Origin of the sequence: Pantoea phyllosphaerae, assembly GCF_051025595.1 — a bacterium.
In the GTDB taxonomy this organism is placed as follows: Bacteria; Pseudomonadota; Gammaproteobacteria; order Enterobacterales; family Enterobacteriaceae; genus Pantoea.
The window spans coordinates 107,624-129,792 of the sequence record NZ_JBPFDE010000007.1; the positions used below are offsets into that span (position 1 = coordinate 107,624).

General features: G+C 60.1%; 27 protein-coding genes. 13 read left to right on the forward strand and 14 right to left on the reverse strand.

Going from position 1 to position 22,169, the window contains the following annotated elements:
- Window positions 1-278 precede the first annotated feature (278 nt).
- Entirely contained in the window at window positions 279-1,025 is a 747-nt protein-coding gene (gene ydfG, locus ACR6A7_RS11390) for a bifunctional NADP-dependent 3-hydroxy acid dehydrogenase/3-hydroxypropionate dehydrogenase YdfG (protein ID WP_434124955.1), read from the forward strand.
- Window positions 1,026-1,061: 36 nt separating this feature from the next.
- Here ydfG and ACR6A7_RS11395 read toward each other — a convergent pair whose 3' ends face one another.
- On the reverse strand, window positions 1,062-1,391 hold the full coding sequence (locus ACR6A7_RS11395; protein ID WP_434124956.1) for a YnfA family protein: 330 nt from the start codon (window positions 1,389-1,391) through the stop codon (window positions 1,062-1,064).
- A gap of 131 nt (window positions 1,392-1,522) precedes the next feature.
- Between ACR6A7_RS11395 and ACR6A7_RS11400 the strand changes: the two genes are divergently transcribed.
- Together ACR6A7_RS11400 and ACR6A7_RS11405 are read left to right on the forward strand one after the other, a co-directional pair.
- On the forward strand, window positions 1,523-1,858 hold the full coding sequence (locus ACR6A7_RS11400) for a DUF1283 family protein (RefSeq protein WP_434124957.1): 336 nt from the start codon (window positions 1,523-1,525) through the stop codon (window positions 1,856-1,858).
- A 55-nt stretch (window positions 1,859-1,913) separates the two neighbouring features.
- A complete protein-coding gene (locus ACR6A7_RS11405) occupies window positions 1,914-2,210 on the forward strand; it encodes a DUF1161 domain-containing protein (RefSeq protein ID WP_033747186.1) in 297 nt (98 codons plus the stop codon).
- A gap of 72 nt (window positions 2,211-2,282) precedes the next feature.
- Here ACR6A7_RS11405 and ACR6A7_RS11410 read toward each other — a convergent pair whose 3' ends face one another.
- The 5 genes from ACR6A7_RS11410 to ACR6A7_RS11430 all read right to left on the reverse strand — a co-directional run bounded on the left by ACR6A7_RS11410 (window position 2,283) and on the right by ACR6A7_RS11430 (window position 8,588).
- Complete coding sequence (locus tag ACR6A7_RS11410; RefSeq protein WP_434124958.1) at window positions 2,283-3,749, reverse strand: MDR family MFS transporter; 1,467 nt, start codon at window positions 3,747-3,749, stop codon at window positions 2,283-2,285.
- Window positions 3,750-3,970: 221 nt separating this feature from the next.
- A complete protein-coding gene (locus ACR6A7_RS11415; RefSeq protein WP_434124959.1) occupies window positions 3,971-5,350 on the reverse strand; it encodes a nucleobase:cation symporter-2 family protein in 1,380 nt (459 codons plus the stop codon).
- Between the two features lie 182 nt (window positions 5,351-5,532).
- Window positions 5,533-6,231 carry a dethiobiotin synthase gene (bioD, locus tag ACR6A7_RS11420; RefSeq protein ID WP_434124960.1) on the reverse strand — a complete coding sequence of 233 codons (699 nt, stop codon included), beginning with the start codon at window positions 6,229-6,231 and terminating at the stop codon, window positions 5,533-5,535.
- A 104-nt stretch (window positions 6,232-6,335) separates the two neighbouring features.
- The gene (gene mlc, locus ACR6A7_RS11425) at window positions 6,336-7,553 is read right to left on the reverse strand and encodes a sugar metabolism global transcriptional regulator Mlc (RefSeq protein WP_434124961.1); all 1,218 of its coding nucleotides are present in this window, start codon (window positions 7,551-7,553) and stop codon (window positions 6,336-6,338) included.
- Between the two features lie 138 nt (window positions 7,554-7,691).
- Complete coding sequence (locus tag ACR6A7_RS11430; protein ID WP_434124962.1) at window positions 7,692-8,588, reverse strand: LysR family transcriptional regulator; 897 nt, start codon at window positions 8,586-8,588, stop codon at window positions 7,692-7,694.
- Window positions 8,589-8,681: 93 nt separating this feature from the next.
- On the opposite strand from ACR6A7_RS11430, the gene ACR6A7_RS11435 reads away from it, so the two are divergent.
- From ACR6A7_RS11435 to ACR6A7_RS11450, 4 genes are all read left to right on the forward strand, one after another.
- Complete coding sequence (locus ACR6A7_RS11435) at window positions 8,682-9,941, forward strand: MFS transporter (RefSeq protein ID WP_434124963.1); 1,260 nt, start codon at window positions 8,682-8,684, stop codon at window positions 9,939-9,941.
- A 171-nt stretch (window positions 9,942-10,112) separates the two neighbouring features.
- Entirely contained in the window at window positions 10,113-10,364 is a 252-nt protein-coding gene (locus tag ACR6A7_RS11440) for a hypothetical protein (RefSeq protein ID WP_434124964.1), read from the forward strand.
- 122 nt (window positions 10,365-10,486) lie between these two features.
- Window positions 10,487-11,029, forward strand: a complete 543-nt coding sequence (gene cybB / locus ACR6A7_RS11445; protein ID WP_434124965.1) for a cytochrome b561 — start codon at window positions 10,487-10,489, stop codon at window positions 11,027-11,029.
- 174 nt (window positions 11,030-11,203) lie between these two features.
- A complete protein-coding gene (locus ACR6A7_RS11450) occupies window positions 11,204-12,388 on the forward strand; it encodes a sugar transporter (protein ID WP_434124966.1) in 1,185 nt (394 codons plus the stop codon).
- 38 nt (window positions 12,389-12,426) lie between these two features.
- Here the strand turns inward: ACR6A7_RS11450 and ACR6A7_RS11455 are convergent, their stop codons facing one another.
- Together ACR6A7_RS11455 and bhsA are read right to left on the reverse strand one after the other, a co-directional pair.
- Entirely contained in the window at window positions 12,427-12,684 is a 258-nt protein-coding gene (locus tag ACR6A7_RS11455) for a multiple stress resistance protein BhsA (RefSeq protein ID WP_434124967.1), read from the reverse strand.
- Window positions 12,685-12,715: 31 nt separating this feature from the next.
- Window positions 12,716-12,973, reverse strand: coding sequence for a multiple stress resistance protein BhsA (gene bhsA, locus ACR6A7_RS11460; RefSeq protein ID WP_434124968.1), 258 nt, complete (start codon window positions 12,971-12,973; stop codon window positions 12,716-12,718).
- Window positions 12,974-13,266: 293 nt separating this feature from the next.
- On the opposite strand from bhsA, the gene ACR6A7_RS11465 reads away from it, so the two are divergent.
- Window positions 13,267-13,917, forward strand: coding sequence for a TetR/AcrR family transcriptional regulator (locus tag ACR6A7_RS11465; RefSeq protein WP_434124969.1), 651 nt, complete (start codon window positions 13,267-13,269; stop codon window positions 13,915-13,917).
- Window positions 13,918-13,976: 59 nt separating this feature from the next.
- Here ACR6A7_RS11465 and rhaM read toward each other — a convergent pair whose 3' ends face one another.
- The 4 genes from rhaM to rhaB are packed head-to-tail and all read right to left on the reverse strand — an operon-like array spanning window position 13,977 to window position 17,854.
- On the reverse strand, window positions 13,977-14,291 hold the full coding sequence (rhaM, locus tag ACR6A7_RS11470; RefSeq protein WP_434124970.1) for an L-rhamnose mutarotase: 315 nt from the start codon (window positions 14,289-14,291) through the stop codon (window positions 13,977-13,979).
- Entirely contained in the window at window positions 14,281-15,123 is an 843-nt protein-coding gene (rhaD, locus tag ACR6A7_RS11475; protein ID WP_434124971.1) for a rhamnulose-1-phosphate aldolase, read from the reverse strand. Before rhaD ends, rhaM begins: the two co-directional genes overlap by 11 nt.
- 9 nt (window positions 15,124-15,132) lie before the next feature.
- A complete protein-coding gene (locus ACR6A7_RS11480; protein WP_434124972.1) occupies window positions 15,133-16,389 on the reverse strand; it encodes an L-rhamnose isomerase in 1,257 nt (418 codons plus the stop codon).
- The gene (gene rhaB / locus ACR6A7_RS11485) at window positions 16,373-17,854 is read right to left on the reverse strand and encodes a rhamnulokinase (RefSeq protein WP_434124973.1); all 1,482 of its coding nucleotides are present in this window, start codon (window positions 17,852-17,854) and stop codon (window positions 16,373-16,375) included. The genes ACR6A7_RS11480 and rhaB overlap by 17 nt, the downstream gene beginning before the upstream one ends.
- 290 nt (window positions 17,855-18,144) lie before the next feature.
- On the opposite strand from rhaB, the gene rhaS reads away from it, so the two are divergent.
- Both rhaS and rhaR read left to right on the forward strand, forming a co-directional pair.
- On the forward strand, window positions 18,145-18,966 hold the full coding sequence (gene rhaS / locus ACR6A7_RS11490) for an HTH-type transcriptional activator RhaS (protein WP_434124974.1): 822 nt from the start codon (window positions 18,145-18,147) through the stop codon (window positions 18,964-18,966).
- A 12-nt stretch (window positions 18,967-18,978) separates the two neighbouring features.
- Window positions 18,979-19,851 carry an HTH-type transcriptional activator RhaR gene (gene rhaR, locus ACR6A7_RS11495; protein WP_434124975.1) on the forward strand — a complete coding sequence of 291 codons (873 nt, stop codon included), beginning with the start codon at window positions 18,979-18,981 and terminating at the stop codon, window positions 19,849-19,851.
- 204 nt (window positions 19,852-20,055) lie between these two features.
- On the opposite strand, the gene rhaT is transcribed toward rhaR, so the two are convergent.
- Entirely contained in the window at window positions 20,056-21,090 is a 1,035-nt protein-coding gene (rhaT, locus tag ACR6A7_RS11500; RefSeq protein WP_434124976.1) for an L-rhamnose/proton symporter RhaT, read from the reverse strand.
- A gap of 107 nt (window positions 21,091-21,197) precedes the next feature.
- Between rhaT and ACR6A7_RS11505 the strand changes: the two genes are divergently transcribed.
- From ACR6A7_RS11505 to ACR6A7_RS11515, 3 genes are read left to right on the forward strand one after another with little or no spacing between them, the layout of a single operon-like run.
- Window positions 21,198-21,395 (forward strand): hypothetical protein, encoded by a 198-nt coding sequence (locus ACR6A7_RS11505; RefSeq protein ID WP_434124977.1) that lies wholly within the window; start codon window positions 21,198-21,200, stop codon window positions 21,393-21,395.
- 52 nt (window positions 21,396-21,447) lie between these two features.
- Window positions 21,448-21,771: a hypothetical protein gene (locus ACR6A7_RS11510; RefSeq protein WP_434124978.1), complete on the forward strand. Its 324-nt coding sequence runs from the start codon at window positions 21,448-21,450 to the stop codon at window positions 21,769-21,771.
- A 21-nt stretch (window positions 21,772-21,792) separates the two neighbouring features.
- A complete protein-coding gene (locus ACR6A7_RS11515) occupies window positions 21,793-21,891 on the forward strand; it encodes a YoaK family small membrane protein (RefSeq protein WP_143806249.1) in 99 nt (32 codons plus the stop codon).
- Between the two features lies 1 nt (window position 21,892).
- On the opposite strand, the gene ACR6A7_RS11520 is transcribed toward ACR6A7_RS11515, so the two are convergent.
- Complete coding sequence (locus tag ACR6A7_RS11520) at window positions 21,893-22,159, reverse strand: DksA/TraR family C4-type zinc finger protein (protein WP_434124979.1); 267 nt, start codon at window positions 22,157-22,159, stop codon at window positions 21,893-21,895.
- Window positions 22,160-22,169 lie beyond the last annotated feature (10 nt).

A 22,169-nucleotide genomic window follows, 5' to 3' on the forward strand; every position in this document is an offset into this window, starting at 1 on the left:
TGTTCAATATGTTATGTAAAAAAGGCATTTTTGCCACGGCGAGAAAAACGGTATCGTATGCGCAACCGGTTGCTTCCCTGGCAAGATAACCGCGCTGAAAACAGGCCGTGGAGATTGCGCGCGCCGCTGCCCGTCTTTGGTGCAGCGCGCGCCAGAATAGCGCAGCGCAACGCCCGCAACATTCCTTTACGGCCCGCGCGTGCTTTTGTTGCGCAGCCGCGGCGCTGAAGTGGTATGGTGACAACAGGTCAACTGAAAACGTGTTAAGGAACAGTGAGATGATTATTTTTGTTACCGGCGCGACGGCCGGTTTTGGTCAAAGTATCACCCGCCGATTCATTGAAACAGGTCATAAGGTGATTGCCAGCGGCCGCCGTGCCGAACGTCTGCAGGCGCTGAAAGAGGAGCTGGGTGAGAACCTCTATCCCCTACAGCTCGACGTGCGCAACCGCGCCGCGATCGAGGAAGCGGTCGCCTCGCTGCCCGCCGAGTGGCGCAATATCGACGTACTGGTGAATAACGCCGGACTGGCGCTTGGCATCGAGCCGGCGCATCGCGCCAGCGTCGACGACTGGGAAAATATGATTGACACCAACACCAAAGGGCTGGTCTTTATGACCCGCGCCCTGCTGCCGGATATGGTGGCGCGCAACGTCGGCCACATTATCAATATCGGCTCCGTCGCCGGCAGCTGGCCTTACGCGGGCGGCAACGTTTACGGCGCGACCAAAGCCTTTGTGCGCCAGTTTAGCCTCAACCTGCGTACCGACCTGCACGGCACGGCGCTACGCGTAACCGATATTGAGCCCGGCCTGGTCGGCGGCACCGAGTTCTCTAACGTGCGCTTTAAAGGCGACGATGAAAAAGCGGATAAGGTTTACGAAGGCGCGACGGCGCTGACGGCGGAGGATGTCACCGAGGCGGTGTACTGGGTCGCGACGCTGCCGAAGCATGTCAATATCAACACCCTGGAGATGATGCCGGTGAGCCAGACGCAGGCTGGCCTGAAAGTGCACAAGCCCTGACGGCGCCTGAGGCCAGCCCGCCGGGCTGGTCTCCTCTCAGGCGCGCCCCCAGCCCGCCACGATAATCAGCATGCCGCAAAACGCCACCAGCGCCCCACTCCAGTCCCAGGCGCTGAGCCTCACGCCGTCCACCACCCGCAGCCATAACAGCGCGGTCAGCACGTAAACCCCACCGTAGGCCGCATAGACGCGCCCGCTCGCCGCCGGATGCAGCGTCAGCAGCCAGACAAAGGCGGTCAGGCTCAGGGCGGCAGGCAACAACAGCCAGACGGAGCCGTTCTTTTTCAGCCAGAGCCAGGGTAAAAAGCAGCCGACAATCTCTGCGATGGCGGTGAGAAAAAAGAGCAGCGCGGTTTTGATCAGCATGGGATCCTCTCGCAAAGATAAACCGATCGCCCACCACTGGTGAGCAAATAAAGCGCGATGATATACTATGCCTCGTCTGCCGCAACCCTGAACCATCCCTGCGCGCCAGGCATTAACCGAAGGAAAAGACGATGAAAAAATGGTTTCCGACCCTGTTCGCCGCGCTGCTCGCCAGCAGTGCGATGCTGACCGCCGTGCAGGCCAGCGCCAATACCAGCCGTCTGATTATTGAAGATGGCAATAATGCCGCCAGTAATGAGGCCGCGCGCCAGAGCAAAGAGCAATGGAATGACACGCAACGGCTGCGCCATAAGGTGAACTCCCGCGTAGAGAAAGAGTTCGATAAAGCAGATCGCGCCTTCGATACCCGCGACGCCTGCGAAAAGAGCTATAACGTCAACGCTTACTGGGAAGCCAATACCCTGCGCTGTCTCGATCGCCGCACCGGCCGACCGGTCGCGCCCTGATTTTTTCTACGGGCTGCTATAGTCAGTAAGGTTCACTACGCAAAAGGAGAAGGTGATGAAGAAACAGACCGGAATGTTAATCGCAACTTTACTGGCGCTGCCGATGCTGGCGCACGCCTCCTGCGAGTCCGTGAAAGCGGACATCAGCCAGAAAATCATTCAGAACGGCGTCCCGGAATCGGGTTTTTCGCTGGATATCGTGCCTAACGATCAGGTCGACCAGGCGGGCGGCCAGGTCGTGGGCCATTGCGAAAACGACACGCAGAAAATCGTTTATAAGCGCGTGGGACGCGGCGACGAAGGCAGCGTGCCTGACAGCGCAGGCAGCTCGCAGGATGCGCCAGCGCAGTAAGCTTACGCTGCTGCCAAAGCCGACCCTCTTATCCGCGTCGGCTCCTGATAAGGGCGACGCTGTCGCCCTTTTCTATTCCGCCTGTTCCGGCCGCTGTCGCGGCATCATCCACGCCACCCGCAGCGCAAACAGCGCGATGACCAGCGCCACCACGAACACCCAGTGCAGCGAGGCGGCGATCGCCTGCACCATATGGTGCAGCGTCTCGCTGGAGAGCGCCTCACGCGACGGCGACGACATCACCTGCTGCACCGGATCGGCGGCGTGCGGCAGCCGCTGCACCAGATTCAGGTTCAGCACTGCCCCCATCAGCGCGGTGCCGATAGCCGATCCCATCATGCGGCTGAACATGATCGATGCGGTGCAGATGCCGCGAATATCGTAATGCGCATGGTTCTGCACCGAGACCAGAAAGGTGGTGCTGGTCATTCCCATGCCGGTGCCGATAACAAAGGCGGTCGCACCCGCCTGCCAGATTGGGCTCTCCGCGCGCAGCAGCAGCAGCAAGGCACTGCCCGCCACCAGCAGCAACGCGCCGAGCTGGGCGGTAAAGCGGTACGAGGTGCGCAGCATCAGCCGCCCGCTTAGCGTGCTGGCGAGCGGCCAGCCGATCGACATCATCGCCAGCGCGCTGCCCGCCTGCAGCGGCGTGCCGCCGGTGATGCCCTGGATCCAGGTCGGCAGAAAGGCGCTGATCCCCATCATCGCCGCGCCGATAATCAAGTTTCCGGCGTTGCCGGCGATAATCAGGCGGCTACGCCAGATCGCCAGCGGAAACAGCGGCGCATCGGCGCGCAGCTCATGCCTTTTCAGCTGCCAGCCGGCGAACAGTGCCAGAATGAGAAAGGCGACCAGCCAGTAGCCGAGCCACTCCGCCTGCAGCAGCGCCATCAGCAGCGCGCTGACGCAGATCGTCAGCCACAGGCTGCCCGCGACGTTCAGCGGCTGCGGCTTCTCATCGACGCAGTGGGCGGGCAGGAAGCGCGCCAGCATCGCCATGCTGAGCAGCCCTATCGGCAGATTGACCCAGAAGATCAGCGACCAGCTAAAGTGCTGCACCAGCCAGGCGCCGGTCAGCGGACCGACGATCGCCGCCACGCCCCAGACGCTGGAGAGCCAGCCCTGCACGCTGGCGCGCTCGCGCGGCGAATAGATATCCGCCACGATGGTCGAACTGAGCGGCATAATGGCGCCAGCGCCCAGCCCCTGAAAGGCGCGGAAGAGAATGAGCCACAGCATGCTGTGCGCAAAGCCGCAGAGCACCGAGCCGATCAGAAACAGCGAAGTGCCGATGAAAAACATTTTGCGCCGCCCCCACATATCCGCGAGGCGACCATAGAGCGGTACGCTCACCGCCTGCGTCAGCAGATAGACAGAGAAAACCCAGCCAAACTGTGAAAAACCGCCCAGGTCGGCAATGATGGTCGGCATCGCTGTGGCGACGATGGTCACCTCGATAGCGGCCATAAACATCGCCAGCATACAGGCGAAGAGGATCCAGCCGCGGTGGCTGACCTGCAGGTGTGCGCTCTCAGTCATATCTCTCCCTTTTGTTATTCAGCAAGGCTAGCCTAAATTCGCGTTGCTGCTGTGCCCGGCGTGCGGCGATAACGACAGGAAAGATCAGGCTGCAGGCGTACAGCCGCGCTGGATGCCGAGAGTTCATGGAGGGTCAAGGGCGAAGAACGCTATAGCGGGAAGGTTTTGTTTCGGGGGGAAGCAGTCCAGACGCAAACCTTATCGCCTGGGCTGCCTCATTTTTACAGCCCTTTCTCCACCGCTTCACCCTGCGGCAAGGCGACCGCGCGCGGCTCGCTGGGCAGTACCAGATTCAGCAGGATCGCCAGCACGCCGCCGGTGGTTACCGCATGGCCAAAAATCTGACTCACCAGCGGCGGGAACTGCTTCAGCACTTCCGGCACCGCTTCGACGCCCAGCCCCAGACCAAAAGAGACAGCGACAATCAGCATCTCACGACGCCCCAGCGGGGTTTGCGTCATCACGCGGATCCCGGCGGCGACCACGCTGCCGAACATCACCAGCGTCGCGCCGCCCAGCACCGGCGGCGGGATCTGCTGCATCAGCGCGCCCACGACGGGAAACAGCCCGAGCAGCGCCAGCATTCCCCCCATCACCATGCCGACATAGCGGCTCGCCACGCCGGTCATCTGAATCACGCCGTTATTCTGCGCAAAGGTGGTGTTGGGAAACGCGGAGAAAACCGCCGCCAGCACGCAGCTCACGCCGTCGGCGCAGATGCCGCCCTGCAGGCGGCGCTGAAACTGCGGGCCGCTGATGGGCTGCTGCGACAGCATACAGTTGGCGGTCAGGTCGCCCACCGCCTCAATCACTGAAATCACCGACACCAGCGCAATCGGCAGAAAGATGGTCCAGTCGAAGGCGAAGCCGAATCGGAAAAAGCCCGGCAGCGCCAGCCAGCCCGTCTCCGGCAGCGGCTTCAGCACCAGCGTGCCGCTTAGCGCTGCGGCAAGACAGCCGACGGCAATGCCTGCGATCACCGCGATCAGCCGCGCCCAGCGGTTGCGCATCCGGTTCAGCGCGATAATCACCAGCAGCGTCAGGGCACCGAGCGCCAGGTTGCCGGGCGCGCCGAAATTCACGGCGTTATGCCCGCCCGCCCAGTCCGTGATGCTCACCTTAATCAGGCTGATGCCAATCAGCGTGATCACCGTCCCGGTCACGACCGGCGTCAGCACGCGGCGCAGCTGTGCGACGCAGCGGCTAATCAATAAGGGGATCAGCGCGGCGACCAGCGTGCAGCCGAAGATCATCGCCATAATATCCTCCGGCGACCCGCCGCGGCTTTTGACGATCATTCCGCCGGAAAGGATCACGCCGAGAAAGGCGAAGCTGGTGCCCTGCAGGCAGATCATGCCTGCGCCGATCCCCGCCATGCGCCGCGCCTGAAGAAAGGTGCCCATGCCGGAAACCAGCAGCGACATGCTAATCAGATAGGGAATATAAGCCTGCAGCCCCAGCACCGAGCCGATGATAAGCGGCGGCGTGATAATGCCGACCACGCTGGCCAGCAGATGCTGCAGCGCGGCGAAAAACGCGGGCGCGGGCCTGATGCGCTCGTCCAGCCCGTACAGCAATGTTTTCTCTTCTGAATGCGACATAATCGTGCTCCGGCGGTATTGTGATTAACGCTGTTAATGCATTTATCACGCCACGCGCGCGGGCAGCAAAAGGTTAAAGAGGTAACCTGTTGATCACGAAGCAGTTAAAAACAGGAAGCGCTGCGCTGAACCCTGAAACCATCGATTCAGCCGCAGCGGCTTTGCAACATCCTGTTTCACTGTCAGGCGATCTTTGCACCTGAATCGGGCAGTGCGGTGATGCCCATCGAAGAGAGATCGAGATAACCGGCCAGGTCGCGCTGTTCGGCGCGCGGCAGATAGGGCAACTCCCCGAGCAGCGGCGCGTCGAGACTGTCGCGCAGCACATCGATCAGTTCGGCATAGTGCGCCAGACCGGGGTTGATGCGGTTGGCGACCCAGCCGGCCAGCGGCAGCCCGTCGCGCGCGATCGCCTCGGCGGTCAACAGCGCGTGGCTGAGACAGCCCTGCTTGATGCCGACCACCAGCACCACGGGCATGTGGTGCTGCGCCACCCAGCCGGAAAGCGGCTTCGCATCGTTCATCAGGCTGCGCCAGCCGCCGGTGCCTTCGACCACGACGCAGTCGGCCTGCTGACCCAGCCGCTGCAGGCTTTGACTCAGCAGCGGATAGTCCACGGGCCTGCGCGGCCGAATGCTGACCTCATCTTCTTCGTAAATCAACGGATTGATCGCGTCGTATGGCAGGGTTACGGTCGAACTGCTCTGCAACACCAGCGCATCTTTACTGCGCAGGCCCTCCGCGCTACGCGTGGCGTTTCGGGCAACCGGTTTGAAACCGACTGCGCTCAGGCCAGCGCGGGCGAGATACTGCAGAAGCGCGCGCGAAACAACGGTCTTCCCTACAGCGGTATCAGTGCCGGTAATGAACAGATTTTTCACCCCACTCCTCCTCAACGTAACGGTTTTGTTTTACAAAAAAGCAAAACCCATTGTAAGGAGTGCGGACAGCAGGCAGCTTGCGTTAGCGCAAGGTTCAGTCGCGCTTAACCTTGCAACAGCTTCACCAGCAGATAGCCGCTGTAGAGCGCGTCTTTAATCAGGGCCGCCGCGCCGAGGGTGCCCGGTTCACGGAACGCCGTGGGGGCCAGCTGAATCGCCTCGCTGTAGGCGGGCAGCGCCTGCTGGCGGATGGTGTTGCTGACGGCGGGAAACAGGACGTCAGCCGCCTCGTTGAGCGGCGAGCCGATCAGGATATGCTGCGGATTGAAGATATTGACCATCATCGCCAGCATCCGGCCGACATGATGCCCGACGCTCGCGATGGCATCGCGCGCCAGCCGATCGCCCTGCTGGGCCGCTACACAGAGCGTCTCCAGCGTTAACGGCTGCTGGTGCAGCACGCTGTCGGGCTGCGCGGCCAGGCGCTGCGCAGCCAGCGCCAGCAGGCTACCGGTGCTGGCAACCGTCTCCAGACAGCCGTGATTGCCGCAGTAGCACTGCTGACCGTAGGGATCGATCTGGGTATGCCCAATCTCCACCAGCGCCCGCCCGCTTTTGTGCAGCAGCTGGCCGCCGCTGATCACCCCGGCGCCGACGGTGTCGTCAATCACAATCTGGATCACGTCCTGCGCGCCGCGCGATGCGCCGAACAGCGACTCCGCCAGGGTCCAGGCGGAGATGTCGTGCTGCACGAAAACCGGCACCCCGATGCGCTGCGCCAGCGTATCCCCCAGCGGTATCTCGCGCGCCTCATAGCCCGGCAGCCGGTGCACCACGCCCGAGGCGGCGTTAATCAGCCCGGGCAGCGTAATGGCAATCGCCGTGAGCCGTTCCAGCTTACGCTGGTGGCGCATAAAAAAAGCGTCGACACGATCGATCAGCGAGGTCAGCAGCGGCTGCTGCGCTTCGTCAGGCAGCGGCGAGGACTCCTCCACCAGCGTGCGGCTGCTGAGATCGCGCAGCGTCAGGGTCAGCGCACCGTGATGCAGGCGCACCGCGAGGTAGTGCCAGGCGAGCGTATCGAGGATCAGGCCGATGGCCGGTCGGCCGCGTGAGCCCGGCTCCTGAAATTCCGTCTCCTGCACCAGATGAGCATCGAGCATTTCACGCACGATTTTGGTGATGCTGGCGGGCGCCAGCTGCGCCAGTCGGGAAAGTTCGATACGCGAAATCGGACCGTAGAGATCGATCAGGCGGTAAACAACGCCTGCATTAGTCTGTTTGATCTGGTCAATATGACCAGGCTGACTATCCAGCTTCACGCCCTGTGCTCCCGGTTATTTTCGCGCTTCTAAATAAAGAACGACTATGGTGAGGCAGATTGTGCCTGAGCGTCAAACATTTGATTTGAAATGTGATTTACAGCACATAAAAACCGGACTTTGCTTAAGGTCTGGCCCTTATTTTTGCGCGGTGGGCGACAGAAGCTGCATCATATTGCGCATCTGCATCGACGGCTCGCGCTCCCCCGACCAGACCAGCCACACTTCCGACAGCGCATCCTCTTCCTTCAGCGGCAGCCAGACCACATCGGCCAGGCGCGCGCGGGCGAAGGACGCTGGCAAAATCGATACGCCAAGGCCGGTGGCCACCAGCCCGAGGATGGTCATCGCCTCGCCTACCTCCTGCATGATGTAGGGCGTGATCTGGTAGCGGCGCAGCAGGCTGAGGATTTCGCCGTGCAGTGCGGTGCCGCCCTGCGGATCGAAGAAAACGAAAGGTTCGTTCGCCAGCGCGCTGACAGAGATGCTCTCCGCGTCCGCCAGCGGGTGCGCCCAGTGCACCACCGCGCGCAGCGGTTCGCGCAGCAGCAGCTGATGGCGCAAATCGGACGGCAGCGCGGTGTTGCGCATCACCCCCAGATCGAGCCGACCTTCATGCAGCGGCGCAAGCTGCTGGCGGGTGTTGATCTCCTGCATCTGGATATGCACCTGCGGCCAGCGCTGGCGAAACTGATAGAGGGCGTCAGAGACCAGCCCGGTAAAGGGTGCAGAAGAGGTAAAGCCGATGCGCAGCTCGCCCTCTTCGCCGCGCTCCAGCCGCGCCGCGCGGCTGGCCGCCTGCTCGACCTGCTGCAAAATGGCCCGCGCGTCGCTGAGGAACTGCTGCCCGGCCGGGGTGAGCTGGACGCTGCGGTTGGTGCGGGTAAACAGCTTCGCATCGATCTCCTGCTCCAGCTGCATGATCTGCTGGCTGAGCGGCGGCTGAGAGATGTTGAGCCGCTGTGCGGCGCGACCAAAATGGAGCTCTTCGGCGACCGCGAGAAAGTAGCGCAGGTGACGCAGTTCAATATTCATATTTTAAACATATTAGTTGAGATTATTAATATATTAGACAACCTATTACCCCTTTCCTAGAGTAGATGCACTCTTTTCAGATAAGGAATCACTGTGCGTCGCTCTTCTCACGCGGCTACCCTCGACAATGGCGAGTTAGCCGATTCGACGGCGGTTTCTCCCGCGGCAGCATCGGCATGGATCAAGCGCGGCACGCCGCAGTTTATGCGCGTCACCCTGGCGCTCTTTTCCGCCGGTCTGGCAACCTTCGCGCTGCTCTACTGCGTACAGCCTATCCTGCCGGTGCTGTCGGCGCAGTTTGGCGTATCGCCCGCCGAAAGCAGTATTTCACTCTCGATTGCCACCGGGCTGATGGCGCTAGGGCTGCTGGTGACCGGCCCGCTTTCCGACGCCGTGGGCCGCAAGAACGTGATGGTGACGGCGCTGATGCTGGCGGCAGTCTGCACCCTGCTTTCCGCCACCATGAACAGCTGGCAGGGCATTTTGCTGATGCGCGCCCTCACCGGCCTTTCGCTCAGCGGCGTGGCCGCCGTAGGCATGACCTACCTCAGCGAAGAGATCCATCCCAGCGTTACCGCGTTTTCTATGGGGCTCTATATCAGCGGTAACTCCATTGGCGGCATGAGCGGCCGCTTGTTGAGCGGCGTACTGACCGACTTCTTTTCCTGGCGCGTCGCCATTGCGGCGATAGGCTGTTGCGCCCTGGCCTCGGCGCTGATGTTCTGGCGTATTCTGCCCGCATCACGCCATTTTCGTCCGGCGTCGCTGAAGCCGCGCAGCCTGATGATTAACTTTCGCCTGCACTGGCGCGACGCCGGACTGCCGCTGCTGTTTGCAGAAGGCTTTCTGCTGATGGGCGCCTTCGTCACGCTGTTCAACTATATTGGCTACCGTCTGCTCGGGGCGCCTTACCATTTCAGCCAGGCTGTCGTCGGCCTGCTCTCTGTGGTCTATCTGACTGGCTCCTGGAGTTCGCCGAAGGCGGGCGCGCTGACGATGAAGCTGGGGCGTGGTCCGGTGCTGCTCGGTGCTACGGCGCTGATGCTGGTCGGCCTGTTGCTGACGGCACTGAGCGCGGTGGCATGGATTTTCTTCGGCATGATGCTGTTCACCGCCGGTTTCTTCGCTGCTCACGCGGTTGCCAGCGGCTGGATAGGCCCGCGCGCGCGTCGTGCCAAAGGCCAGGCATCGTCGCTCTATCTCTTTAGCTACTATGTTGGCTCCAGCGTTGCCGGTACGCTGGGCGGCCTGTTCTGGCACAGCTACGGCTGGCCTGGTATTACCCTCTTCATCTCTGCGCTGCTGCTGCTCGCCCTGCTGGCAGGCTGGCGTTTGCAGCAAAAACAGCTCTGATGCCGTATGGCGCTCGATAAAAAAGGACGCATCTGCGTCCTTTTTCACCTGTTGACACCTGAGCCCGCCGACTAAACAGGACCATATAAAAACAAAGTCGCCAATCCTCGCTATAATCCTTCTCACTCCAACAATAAATGCACTTTTTTTTACAGCAATGAGGATGTCCCAATGGGCCATTACTACTACGTTTCTAAAATTTCTGGCTACAACGATAACCATGTGGTGCACGCCGCCGGCTGCCAGTATCTTCCCCCGCTCGACTCCCGCCTGTTCCTCGGCACTTTTTACACTGCGAATGCCGCGATTCAGCAGGCGCGCAAGTATTACCCCGGCTCGCTGGGGTGCGAAGCGTGCTGCCCGCTGCCGGTAAAAAAAAACCTGAGGACTCAGAATAGCGTGGCACTAAAACATATCGCCTGACTCTGATTATGCTGGCCTCGCCGCGGAGGTCAGCAAAGCGTTGCGCCGTTGCGCCAGTTTGTTAAGATTTCTTCTCTCTTTCCAGTAAGGTAGAGCGCTTCTTCCTGATGCCTGAGCAACCTATGCGCGAAAAATATGCTGCTTCACAAATTGCCCTTCACTGGCTGACTTTTCTGCTGGTGGCGCTGGCTTATGCCACTATTGAGCTGCGCGGCTTTGCCGAGCGCGGCTCCTGGCAGGGCTACGCCATGATTATTACCCACTTCAGCGCAGGCTTTACCGTCCTGCTGCTGATGCTGGCGCGTCTGTTTTTGCGCACGCGCCATCGCACGCCGCCCATCACGCCGCCCATTGCCCGCTGGCAAACCGGCCTGGCGCATCTGGTGCATACGCTGATCTATGCGCTGTTTATTACGCTGCCGATTCTGGGCCTCACCTCGCGCTATCTGCGCGGGCGCGACTGGTGGCTGTTCGGCATACCGATGCCGGTGGCGAGCGAACCCAGCTTCGATCTTTCCGATAGCCTGATCGACTGGCATGAAACGCTCGCGCCGCTGGGATACTGGCTGATCGGCCTGCATGCCGCAGGCGCGCTGTTTCATCACTATTTTTTGAAGGACAATACCCTGAAGCGCATGACGCCAGGCAAAACACCACGCCGATAACCCAGGTTTATCGCCCGCCAGCCGGGCGATAAAAAACTTTCAGGAATAAAACTGCGTTACACCGTTCCCCTTACCGTGCAATTCCCTCACAATGGTCAATAATTGTGACGCAAGTCACTTTCGTGGATGTGAAACCGCATCTTTTTTGCTGCAGCTCTGACAGATTTTATTTTCATGCAATCAACTACTGTATCCCGTAAAACGGCCTGGCTACGCGTGGTGCTGCTGGCTATCGCCGCCTTTGTTTTCAATACCACTGAATTCGTGCCCGTCGGCCTGCTTTCCGATATCGGCGCCAGCTTCAGCATGAAAAGCGCTGATGTGGGCATCATGCTCACTATCTACGCCTGGGTCGTGGCGCTGCTTTCCCTGCCGCTGATGCTGCTGACGCGCAATATCGAGCGGCGCGTCCTGCTGACCGTGCTGTTCGCGATCTTTATCGTGAGCCATGTGCTGTCGACCTTCGCCTGGAGCTTCGCCTCGCTGGTGCTGTCGCGCATCGGCATCGCGCTGGCGCATGCGGTGTTCTGGTCGATCACCGCCTCGCTGGCGATTCGCGTTGCGCCAGCCGGTAAAAAGACCCAGGCGTTAAGCATGCTGGCGACCGGCACTGCGCTGGCGATGGTGCTCGGCGTGCCGATCGGCCGCGTGGTCGGTCAATATCTGGGCTGGCGCACCACTTTCGGCATGATTGGCGCCTCGGCGCTGGTGCTGATGGTGCTGCTGGCGCGCATCCTGCCGCGTCTGCCGAGCGAACACACCGGCTCGCTGAGCAGCGTGCCGATGCTGTTTCGCCGACCAGCGCTGGTGAGCATGTATCTGCTGGTGACGCTGGTGGTGACCGCGCACTACACCGCCTACAGCTATATTGAACCCTTTATGCAGTTCGTGGCGAATGCGGATGAGAACTTTACCACGCTGCTGCTGCTGCTGTTCGGCTCCGCCGGAATCCTGGGCAGCGTGCTCTTTAGCTCGCTGGGCAATAAGTTCCCCTCTGGGCTGCTGATCGCTGCGATAGCGGTTATCACCCTCTGCATGGGGCTGCTGATTTTCGCCGCCGTTCGTCCGGCCGCGATTGTGACGCTCTCTGTTTTGTGGGGCATGGCGATGATGATGATCGGCCTGGCGATGCAGGTGCGCGTGCTGTCGCTGGCGCCGGATGCCACCGACGTGGCGATGTCGCTGATGTCAGGCATCTATAATATCGGCATCGGCGCGGGCGCGCTGCTGGGCAATCAGGTCAGCGAGCATCTGAGCATGGGAGACGTGGGGAATATAGGCGGGCTGCTGGGGCTGGTCGCGCTGTTCTGGTGTATCGCTATCTTCCGTAAATATCCGCAGCTGCGCAGCAACGGATAAAATAAGGGCGTCAGAACACGGTTCTGACGCCCTTATTCTTAATTAAGGCTGGCGGCGGTGCCAGACAGCCTGCTCGCGCTAGAGGTCGAAGCAATGCGAAAAGGCTTGACGCGTATGTTGTCCTGCTTTCCCGACAGCTGCTGCTCCAGCGAAATCAGGCTGCTACTGCCGCTGACGTTAACCGCAGCGGCTGCTGTCTGGTAATAAGGCGCAGCTTCAGGCTGCTGCGCCGCCGCGCTGGCCAGAGAAACCGTACTGAGCAGCGCCGCCACAATGACAAACTTCACGCTTTTCATCTTCTCTCTCCTTCTCTCCGACGCTGCTGACTTACTGATAAATCACTGCGGTGCCGTGCAGGTTGTTCTGACCTGAAGTTGAGGTGATGCGGAAAGATTTTGCGCCTGCGGCATCCGCTTTCGCGTTCAGCTGCGCTTCCAGTGAATCCAGGTTAGTGCCGCCCTGTGCGGAGATGGTGCCTACCGGAGTCTGGTGCAGCGGATCGCTGGCAACCTGATCTGCTGCAAATGCGCCAAAAGTCACGGTGGTAAGGGCCAGAGCGGCCAGGGTCAGTTTGATGGTTTTCATGATATCGCTCTCATATTCGGGTGTGATAAAAAGTGTCGTTAACTTAATTAACGATCGTTAAATAAATAGTAGAGCCAGTTGCTGTACTGCGTCAACCTTTTTTTATCGATCGTTATTTTAATACGAAAGAGCCGTGAGTATGGGCTCCGGCGCCCCTTTCCACTTAACCCTATGGGGGAAAGACGAGCGGTAACGCACAAAATGCCAACCCACTTTTCCGGGCGCGAAAGCTGGCTTGCATATTTTCTTAATGATCGGTAATTTAATGGAGTATTTTTCAGACGTGAGGATCTATGAGCCAGCAATATGATGAAGTCCTGAAAAAATGTCGTGGTCGCCCCAAAACCTTCGACCGGGATGCGGCGCTGGACAAGGCCCTGACGCTGTTCTGGACCCATGGCTATGAAGGCACTTCTCTCTCCGATCTGGTCGCTGCCACCGGCGCAAAAGCGCCGACGCTTTACGCCGAGTTCGAAAATAAGGAAGGCCTGTTCCGCGCGGCAATGGAGCGCTATGTCGAGCGCTTCAGCGCCGAACGCAACGCCGCGCTGCAGGATGAGAGTAAATCGGTTGCTGAAGCGATTGAAGGCTGGTTTCGCGCGACGGCGGCCTGCTTTACCCACCGCGATACCCCGGCGGGCTGCTTCTTTATCTGCACCTCAACCGCGCTCTCTTCATCATCGGGTGAGATCGCCCATATGCTGCGCCAGCAGCACAATGCGCAGCAAGAGACGCTGATTGATTTTCTCACCGTCCGCCAGCAGCGCGGCGATATTGCGGCGCAGGTCGATATTCTCTCTCTTGCGCGCTATCTCGCCTGTATGCTGCAGGGTATGTCGGTGCGCGCGCGCGAAGGCGCGCCAAAAGCGGATCTCGATAACATCATCGACACCCTGATGGCGATGTGGCCAGCGCTTACCGGTCAGTGCATGAAGCCGCGCTGAATATTTTGCGCGATGAAGTATCAGGGCGGGAAAATTCCCGCCCTGCTCGTTTACGACTTTTACTCGAGGAAGAAGACCGGCCTCAGCGCCTGGCTAACCGGACTGTTGTCGGGATTACTTAGCATGAGATCCTTCATCGACGCCCACCAGCGCTGGCACACTTCCGTCTGCGCCACCGCGTTCCAGCGCTCTTCCGATTCGATCTCCACGCTGGCGAACAGCAGGTGCCGTTCGGCATCCAGCCAGATGGCGTAGTTGTGCGCGCCGTGCGCCTTGAGCGTTTCCGCCAGCTCTGGCCAGATGGGGGAATGGCGACGCTCATACTCCTGATGGCAATCACTATTCACCTGCATGACAAAGGCTTTACGAAGCATTGGCTGGACCCGCATCGAGCGCCGCCTGCCACGGCTTAACGTTGAAGCGTTTGCCCAGCGCCACCAGCTGTTCGGTCGTGATGCTCTGGCGGATGCCGCCCATCGACAGAACCTTCACAATCACCTCGGACGATTTCTCTGCGGTGTCAATCAGGCCGAAGGTTTCATCCAGCGTCGGTCCGGCACCGAAGATGCCGTGGAACGGCCACATCACGATGCTGTGAGAGGCCATCTGATCGGCTGTCGCCTGCCCGATTTCATCGGTTCCCGGCACCATCCACGGCAGGATGCCGACGCCGTCCGGGAACACTACCAGACACTCGGTGCTGCCTTCCCACAGCAGGCGGGTAAAGCGTGCCGAATCGAGATCCACCACGTAGCTCAGCGACATAAAGTTGGTTGCGTGACAGTGCATGATCACGCGATCCGCGCCGCCGGAGACCGCTTTGCGCACGCTGTGAGACTGGAAGTGTGACGCCAGCTCAGAGGTCGGCAGTCCTCCATTGCTCAGCCCCCAGTGAATTTTATAGGAGAGCCCTTGCTCGTCGACCTTCAGCAGCGCCAGGCAGTCGGCGGGATCGAGCTGTACGTTGCGGAAAAACTTGCCCGATCCGGTGACGAGGAACCAGCAGCTGGCCAGTTCAGGCGCTGGTTTCGTCAGCTCAACGCAGCGCGGCTCGGCGTAAAAATCGCCGGCGAAAGGTTTAACTTCCTCTTCCAGCAGGCGCAGCGACACATTACCGCCGTTACGTTCGTCCCACCCCTTTAGCCACATATCGCTGGTGGCTTTAACCATTCCCTGTACAAACCAGGATGAAAGAATGCTTTGCATAGTGAACCCTTAACGTTGATTCAGGATTTGTTTTTCATAGTGACGCACATCGCTTAACCAGCTGGCGTCGGCGGGCACGTCGTGGCGCAGGCACCAGGCTTCCCATACCGCCTGCCACGGCAGCGATTTTTGCTCTTCCAGCAGTGCCAGACGCGCGGTGTAGTCCCCGGCGGCTTCGCTCTGGCGCAGGCGCTCGGTCGGCTCCAGAAGCGCGCGCAGCAGCGCTTTCTTGGTGTTGCGCGTGCCGATGACCCAGGCGGCGATACGGTTAATCGAGGCGTCGAAGAAGTCGAGGCCGATATGCACCTTGTCGAACAGCTGGTGGCGCACGATTTCGCTGGCGATCGCCTGAGTTTCATCGTCGAGCAGCACCACATGGTCGCTGTCCCAGCGCACCGGACGGCTGACGTGCAGCAGCAGGCGCGGCACATAAAGCATGGCGGTAGAGATCTTGTCGGAGATCACTTCGGTCGGATGGAAGTGGCCAGCGTCCAGCGTGAGCGCGGTCTGACGGCTGGTGGCGTAGCCCATAAAGAACTCGTTGGAGCCGACGGTGTAGCTTTCCGCGCCGATGCCGAACAGCTTGCTCTCAACGGCGTCAATATGGTGCTGCGGGCTGAGCTTCTCGGCGATCACCTCATCCAGGGCGCTCAGCAGCCGTTGACGCGGCGCCAGTCGATCCACCGTGAGATCTTTCATCCCGTCCGGCACCCAGATATTCATGACCGACGGCGTGCCGAGCTGCTCGCCGAAGTAAGCCGACACACGTCGGCTCGCCTTGCAGTGATCGATCCAGAACTGGCGGATCGCCTTGTCGGCGTGCGACAGAGTGAAACCGTCAGCACTCAGCGGGTGTGAGAAGCAGCTTGGGTTGAAATCAAGCCCCAGCTTCTGCTGCTTCGCCCACTCTACCCAGTTGGCAAAGTGCTTCGGCTCAATGGCATCGCGATCCACGGGCGTTTCGCTTTCCAGATAAATAGCGTGCAGGTTCAAACGTTTAGGGCCCGGGATCAGCGACAGCGCTTTTTCCAGGTCGGCGCGCAGTTCAGTGGCGTTGCGCGCTTTGCCGGGATAATTGCCGGTGGCCTGAATGCCGCCGGTCAGTGCACCCTGCGGATTTTCAAAGCCGCGCACGTCGTCGCCCTGCCAGCAGTGCATGGAGACGGGGACGCTATCCAGGCGCGCCATCGCCTGTTCGACATCCACGCCGATATCGGCATAACGTTGTTTAGCCAGCTCAAAGGCTTGCTCAATCAGCTTTGTCATATGCGAGTTCCTTAGCAGGCTGACTCAGCGCTGAAAAGCGTGCCTGGCAGGCACGAAGGGCGCTGTTGGTCAGCGGTTCAAATGTCTTCAGAGGGAAGTTGTTTTCCACGCAGCGGCGGAAATCCGCCACGTCGGTCAGTTCGCCCAGGGCGATAAGCTGGCAGCCAACGTTGCCGAGCGTGGAGGCTTCGACCGGCCCGGCCAGCACCGGAATTTCACAGGCGTCGGCGCAGAGCTGGTTGAGAAACGCGTTCTGGCTACCGCCCCCCACCACGTGTAGCTGGCGAAACGCGCCGCCGCGCAGCCTGGCCAGCTCGTCGATCACTTCGCGGTAGAGCAGCGCGAGGCTGTCGAAAATGCAGCGCGCCAGCGCGGCGGCTGACTGCGGCACCGCCATATGCTGTTCAGCGCAGGCGTTCTGAATTTCGTTCACCATGCTGTCAGGATTAATGAAGCGCGCGTCGTTGGGATTGATCAGCGCGCGGCAGGCTGGCTCTTTCACCGTCTCGGCGATCAGCGCGCAGAGATCGTCGATTTGCAGCTCGGCGCAGACCCGCTGCAGCAGCCAGAGACCCATAATGTTTTTCAGCACGCGGTAGCCTTCGGCGCCGCCCTCATTTGTAATGTTCGCCTCAAGTGCGTTTGCCGAGGCGTAAGGCAGCAGGCTTTCGAATCCCATCAGCGACCAGGTGCCGGAGCTGAGATAGGCCGCGTTCTCCTGCGTCAGCGGCGTGGCGAGCACTGCGCTGGCAGTGTCGTGGGTGGTGACGGCGATAACCGGGATCTCGACGCCGCGGGCGTTCTGCCAGCAGCCGATAACATTGCCTGGCGAGGTCGGTTTGCCGAACCAGGCAGGGGACGCGCCAGCCCAGTCAAGCAGATCGGCGTCCCATTCGCCGCTTTCGATATTCAGCAGCTGCGTGGTAGTGGCGTTGGTATACTCCCAGTTAAGCTTGCCCGTCAGGCGAAAGTGCAGATAGTCGGGGATCATCAGCGCGTGAGCGACCTTCTCTTTCCAGTCTGGCTGTTGCTGGCTCAGGGCGCGGAACTGATAGAGAGTATTGAACGGCAGAAACTGAATGCCGGTACGGGCGTAGATCGCCTCTTTACCCAGTTCGCGCAGCGCCTGTTCCATCACGCCATGGGTACGCTTATCGCGATAGCTCACCGCTTCGCCGACGCGGTTGCCCGCTTTATCCAGCAACACCATATCAACGCCCCAGGTGTCGATGCCGATGCTGTCCGGTACGATGTCCTCCTCGTCCAGCTGCGCCAGCCCGGCGCGGATTTCGCGCTCCAGATGATCGAGATCCCAGCAGTCATAGCCGGCGCGACGTTCGCGACGGCTGGCGAAACGACGCACTTCGCGCAGATCGATTTGCTGTGATGCGGCGTCCCACCGGGCGAGCATCACGCGTCCGCTGGATGCGCCCAAATCAACCGCAACGATATTTCGCTTACTCATGGCCCGTTCTTCCTTAGATATGATGCTGACAGAGTAGGAACCTTGAGGGCACGCCACCTTCCCCGTACTGCCAGCGCCGCAACGCCGCTGGCAGGTTTGCAAAGAAGTTCGTGAGAGAGATCACAGAGGCGCAAGGGCGACGGATGTGAGCTTTGCCGCAATTCTTTTAACTGGTGGGAATATCTAGAAAAAAAAGCAAATTTCTTGCGCTTCAAGGTAGAAAATTCAAGGTCAGCCGCGTGAGCGCTGAGTAGACTCGGTTACGCTTTTGTTAAACGACCGAGGTCCCCATGACGATTTTACACAGCGCCGATTTTTTCTCTCAGGGCGACTACGCCATCGCTATCGAACCCCGGGTACCGCAGCAGGCGTTTCCTGAACATCACCACGATTTTCATGAAATCGTGCTGGTGGAACAGGGCTCGGGAATTCATGTGTTTAACGGACAGCCGCAAACGCTGTGCGCGGGCTGCGTCTGCTTCGTGCGCGATCACGATCGCCATCTGTACGAACAGACGGAGAATCTCTGCCTGACCAACGTGCTTTACCGCAGCCCGGGCGCGTTTCGCTTTCTCTCGGGACTGCAGGCGCTGCTGCCGAACGAGCAAGACGGCAGCTACGCTTCGCACTGGCGGATAAATAATAAAGTCATGACGCAGGCGCTGGATGTGGTGGCAAAGATGCGGCAGGATGATGGATGGTCGCTGGAGAAGCAGGCGCGGCAGGAGCAGCTCTTTTTGCAGCTGCTGGTTTTGCTGCGCGAGGCGTGCCGCAATGAACAGGCGCAGGATCAGGAAGCGCGCCTGCACCGCCTGCTCGACTGGCTTAACGATCACTACAGTGAAGAAATTTTGTGGGAGGCGCTGGCCGACCGCTTTTCGCTGTCGCTGCGCACGCTGCACCGTCAGATGAAGCAGCAGACCGGCAGTACGCCGCAGCGCTATCTGAACCGCCTGCGTCTGCTGCAGGCGCGCCACCTGCTGCGCCACAGCGATCTGCGCATCACCGATATCGCTTTTCAGTGCGGCTTCGGCGACAGCAACCATTTCTCCACCCTGTTTCGGCGTGAATTTGGCTGCGCCCCGCGAGCGGAGCGCCAGCAGATGATGTAAAAGGAGCAAGCGATGACGCTGATACTGAGTCGGGACGACTATTTTGCCGCCCCAGGCCTGCCGGTTACGGTGGCTGAACGTATGCCGCAACCTTCCTTTCCCCCGCACCGGCATGAGTTCAGCGAAATTGTCATCGTCTGGCGCGGCAACGGCCTGCATATCCTCAACGATCGCCCCTGGCTGATTACCTGTGGCGACGTCTTCTATATCCGCGACCAGGATTGCCACAGCTACGACAGCGTTAACGATCTGGTGCTGGATAATATTCTTTACTGCCGCGATCGCTTCGGCCTGGCTCTCGACTGGACGCAACTCTTGCCGCCGCAGGGCATCGACGCGCCGGGCTGCTGGCGCTTGACTACGCGCGGCATGGCGCTGGCGCGCGGCGTCATCAGCCAGCTGGAGCGCGAGAGCCGCAAAAGCGATCCCCTCTCTATTCAGCTGACGGAAGCGCTTTTTTTGCAGCTGGCGTTGATCCTGCGTCGTCACGGCTATGCGGCGGATCGCCCCTGGGCGCTGCCGGAGGGCGAGCAGCTCGATCTGCTGATGTCGGCGCTGCAGGGCGCGGTCGCGCGTCCCTTCGACCTGGCGGCGTTTTGCCAGCAGAATTCGCTGAACGAACGGGCGCTAAAGCAGCTGTTTCGTCAGCAGACCGGCATGACGGTCGGCCATTATCTGCGTCAGCTGCAGCTCTGTCAGGCGAAGCATCTGCTGCGCACCCAGGACTGTCTGATCGGTGAAGTGGCGGCGCGCTGCGGTTTCGACGACAGCAACTATTTTTCGGTGGTGTTTACGCGCGACACTGGCTTAACCCCCAGCGCCTGGCGCCAGCGGTTTGTACCCCAGCGGACGGGAAGTTCGGCGCAGGATAAAGCACAGTCTTGAAAAAAGCGTCAGCCGCTTCACGCTCAGGCGGGGCCAAAAGCATGCTAGCGCGGGTCAGATGCCCCCCATAGAAAAACGCAAAAGCGGCATCCCTGCCGGCGCTTCCCGCAACATCGCTGTCGCGGGGCGCCTTGCTCCGCGGGCCTTCTCGCCCGCAGCGGCACATTATTTACACTCTGACCTGCTCGTTTTGCCCCTGTTGATTTATGCGGCCATGCCAAGCCCAACGATATTGGCGGCGATGATAATCACCACGCAGCCGATGGAGAGCACGCCTACCGGACGACGTCCGGCTGATTTCCACTCTTTCAGCAGCAGACCCACTAGCCCACCGCACAGTACATAGAGGCTCATATGCAGCATCCAGCTGACGTAGTCATACTGCGCCGGAATGCTGGCATGGCCCCAGGCGTAGAAGAAAAACTGCAGATACCACATGGTGCCGCCCAGCACCGCAAAGGCGATATTGGCGATCAGCAGCGGCTTCGCCACGGAGAGATCACGGCGCAGCGACAGTTCCGGCTTCATTGCCAGGCGGATAAAACAGAAGGCCAGATTGACCAGCGCCCCGCCGCCCATGATCACCACATAGCTTGGCAGCGCAACGTAGAGCGGATCGATGCCCAGCTGCGCCGCCGCTTGATGCATCGGCTTAGCCGCATCCATCGCGAACGACATACCTGCTGAAAAGATGCCACACAACACCGCCAGCACCAGCCCTTTCTTGAGGTTGAACTCCTCAGCATTAATCCCCAGCGCGCGCTCCTTCAGCAGACCGGCGCGCGAAACGATGGCGACACCCACCAGCGCTACGGCGACGCCGAGCAGCGTTAAACGGCCGCCGGTAGAGGCAAACAGCTCGCCGAAGCGCCCCTGGATCAGCGGCGTCATCAGGGTGCCGACCACCAGCGTAATGCCGATAGCGATGCCGATGCCCATCGACATGCCGAGATAGCGCATCGTCAGGCCGTAGTTAATATTGCCGATGCCCCACATCGCGCCGAACAGAAACACCGGCAGCAGTTGAGAGAGGCTAAAGCTGTTGTAGTAAGCCCAGAAATTAGGCAGCAGCACGGCGCTCACCGCCCAGGGCAGGATCAGCCAGGACATAAAGCCGCCCACTGACCACATCGTTTCCCATGACCACTTTTTCACCTGTTTAAACGGCGCGTAGAAACACGCGGCGCTGGCAGCTCCGACGAGATGCCAGAAGATACCTGCAATAATGGCACTATTCATTGTTATTCCTTGCATAAGGTTGAGGCCGACAGGAAACCCGGTTCCTGATTAGCTGGCAGTCTACGGCGCGTCTGAACGCTTCAGCCTTAGGATGGCTGCCGAGCCCCATGCCGAAATGGCAATATCAGCCAGTTACTACCCACGCGGATCACAGTTTCGACTTTGTCGGCGTGGCAGCGCCCTCGCCCTTTAAGTTATTTATTATTCAGCTTTTTTTTGAGAATTGCTGTGCCACGCAGCACGTTTATCCGCTGGCTGCCGCTTTTTTATCGCCGCTGGCAGAAACAGAAAGATCGCTTCACTAATGACGCTTAACGCCGTATAAAACGTAGAAAATCTTCAACGGCCGGGATTGAGATGACGGGAAAATGGTTAACGCTGTTTTTGACGCGGGCGGTAAGCCGCGTCATGCTGGACGATCTGCGCGCCATATTGCCCGCCAGCGCGCTTAAGATTTTTATCAATGGGCTGGAGGAGACGCAGTACGCCACGCTGGAGTGCCAGCAGGCGGAAGAGAACTGCGCGCTAATCGCCTCTGCGCTGGTGGTGTGGCGCCAGCTGGGCCAGATACACAGCATTGTCTATAAAAAAGGGGAAGTGCTGCGCGACGTCAGCGACGCTACGCAGTTTCAGCTATTCAGCATGCTAAAAACGCACCGCGCGGTGATGCAGGTTGCCTGACGCGGAGATAATGAGGTTTCTATGAGAGTGGGTATTCTGTTTCCAATCGCGATTATCGTCGCTGGCGTCGGCTTTTTGGCATGGTTTATTGGCAGCGGGCTCGCCATGCCAGGTTCCTGAACTAGCGTAACTGACTGTCTTTACTGCCGCGGCGGTTAAAGAGCGCGCTGCCCTTCTGCGCTTTATCATGCGCCTGCTGACACGCCAGACAGAAGCGCACGCCCGGCACTGCCTCACGGCGCGCCTGCGGGATCGGCTCGCCGCACTCGTCGCAAAACTCCGCACTTTCGCCCTTGTGCATGCTGCCACGCACGCGCGCAATCTCATCGTTCACCGTACTTTCAATCTGTTCCTGAACGGCGCCATCTGACGCCCATCCGCTAGCCATAACATCCTCC

Bases quoted from the DNA above. Each gene is read 5' to 3' on its own strand.
- ACR6A7_RS11520 (WP_434124979.1), bottom strand. From the start codon at position 22,159: ATGGCTAGCGGATGGGCGTCAGATGGCGCCGTTCAGGAACAGATTGAA.
- ACR6A7_RS11455 (WP_434124967.1), bottom strand. From the start codon at position 12,684: ATGAAAAGCGTGAAGTTTGTCATTGTGGCGGCGCTGCTCAGTACGGTT.
- rhaM (WP_434124970.1), bottom strand. From the start codon at position 14,291: ATGCTTCGTAAAGCCTTTGTCATGCAGGTGAATAGTGATTGCCATCAG.
- ACR6A7_RS11440 (WP_434124964.1), top strand. From the start codon at position 10,113: ATGGGCCATTACTACTACGTTTCTAAAATTTCTGGCTACAACGATAAC.
- ACR6A7_RS11430 (WP_434124962.1), bottom strand. From the start codon at position 8,588: ATGAATATTGAACTGCGTCACCTGCGCTACTTTCTCGCGGTCGCCGAA.
- ACR6A7_RS11465 (WP_434124969.1), top strand. From the start codon at position 13,267: ATGAGCCAGCAATATGATGAAGTCCTGAAAAAATGTCGTGGTCGCCCC.
- rhaR (WP_434124975.1), top strand. From the start codon at position 18,979: ATGACGCTGATACTGAGTCGGGACGACTATTTTGCCGCCCCAGGCCTG.
- rhaT (WP_434124976.1), bottom strand. From the start codon at position 21,090: ATGAATAGTGCCATTATTGCAGGTATCTTCTGGCATCTCGTCGGAGCT.
- rhaB (WP_434124973.1), bottom strand. From the start codon at position 17,854: ATGAGTAAGCGAAATATCGTTGCGGTTGATTTGGGCGCATCCAGCGGA.
- bhsA (WP_434124968.1), bottom strand. From the start codon at position 12,973: ATGAAAACCATCAAACTGACCCTGGCCGCTCTGGCCCTTACCACCGTG.
- ACR6A7_RS11515 (WP_143806249.1), top strand. From the start codon at position 21,793: ATGAGAGTGGGTATTCTGTTTCCAATCGCGATTATCGTCGCTGGCGTC.
- ACR6A7_RS11410 (WP_434124958.1), bottom strand. From the start codon at position 3,749: ATGACTGAGAGCGCACACCTGCAGGTCAGCCACCGCGGCTGGATCCTC.
- ACR6A7_RS11450 (WP_434124966.1), top strand. From the start codon at position 11,204: ATGCAATCAACTACTGTATCCCGTAAAACGGCCTGGCTACGCGTGGTG.
- rhaS (WP_434124974.1), top strand. From the start codon at position 18,145: ATGACGATTTTACACAGCGCCGATTTTTTCTCTCAGGGCGACTACGCC.
- rhaD (WP_434124971.1), bottom strand. From the start codon at position 15,123: ATGCAAAGCATTCTTTCATCCTGGTTTGTACAGGGAATGGTTAAAGCC.
- cybB (WP_434124965.1), top strand. From the start codon at position 10,487: ATGCGCGAAAAATATGCTGCTTCACAAATTGCCCTTCACTGGCTGACT.
- ACR6A7_RS11405 (WP_033747186.1), top strand. From the start codon at position 1,914: ATGAAGAAACAGACCGGAATGTTAATCGCAACTTTACTGGCGCTGCCG.
- ACR6A7_RS11395 (WP_434124956.1), bottom strand. From the start codon at position 1,391: ATGCTGATCAAAACCGCGCTGCTCTTTTTTCTCACCGCCATCGCAGAG.
- ACR6A7_RS11400 (WP_434124957.1), top strand. From the start codon at position 1,523: ATGAAAAAATGGTTTCCGACCCTGTTCGCCGCGCTGCTCGCCAGCAGT.
- ACR6A7_RS11505 (WP_434124977.1), top strand. From the start codon at position 21,198: ATGCCGAAATGGCAATATCAGCCAGTTACTACCCACGCGGATCACAGT.
- ACR6A7_RS11480 (WP_434124972.1), bottom strand. From the start codon at position 16,389: ATGACAAAGCTGATTGAGCAAGCCTTTGAGCTGGCTAAACAACGTTAT.
- ACR6A7_RS11510 (WP_434124978.1), top strand. From the start codon at position 21,448: ATGACGGGAAAATGGTTAACGCTGTTTTTGACGCGGGCGGTAAGCCGC.
- ydfG (WP_434124955.1), top strand. From the start codon at position 279: ATGATTATTTTTGTTACCGGCGCGACGGCCGGTTTTGGTCAAAGTATC.
- ACR6A7_RS11415 (WP_434124959.1), bottom strand. From the start codon at position 5,350: ATGTCGCATTCAGAAGAGAAAACATTGCTGTACGGGCTGGACGAGCGC.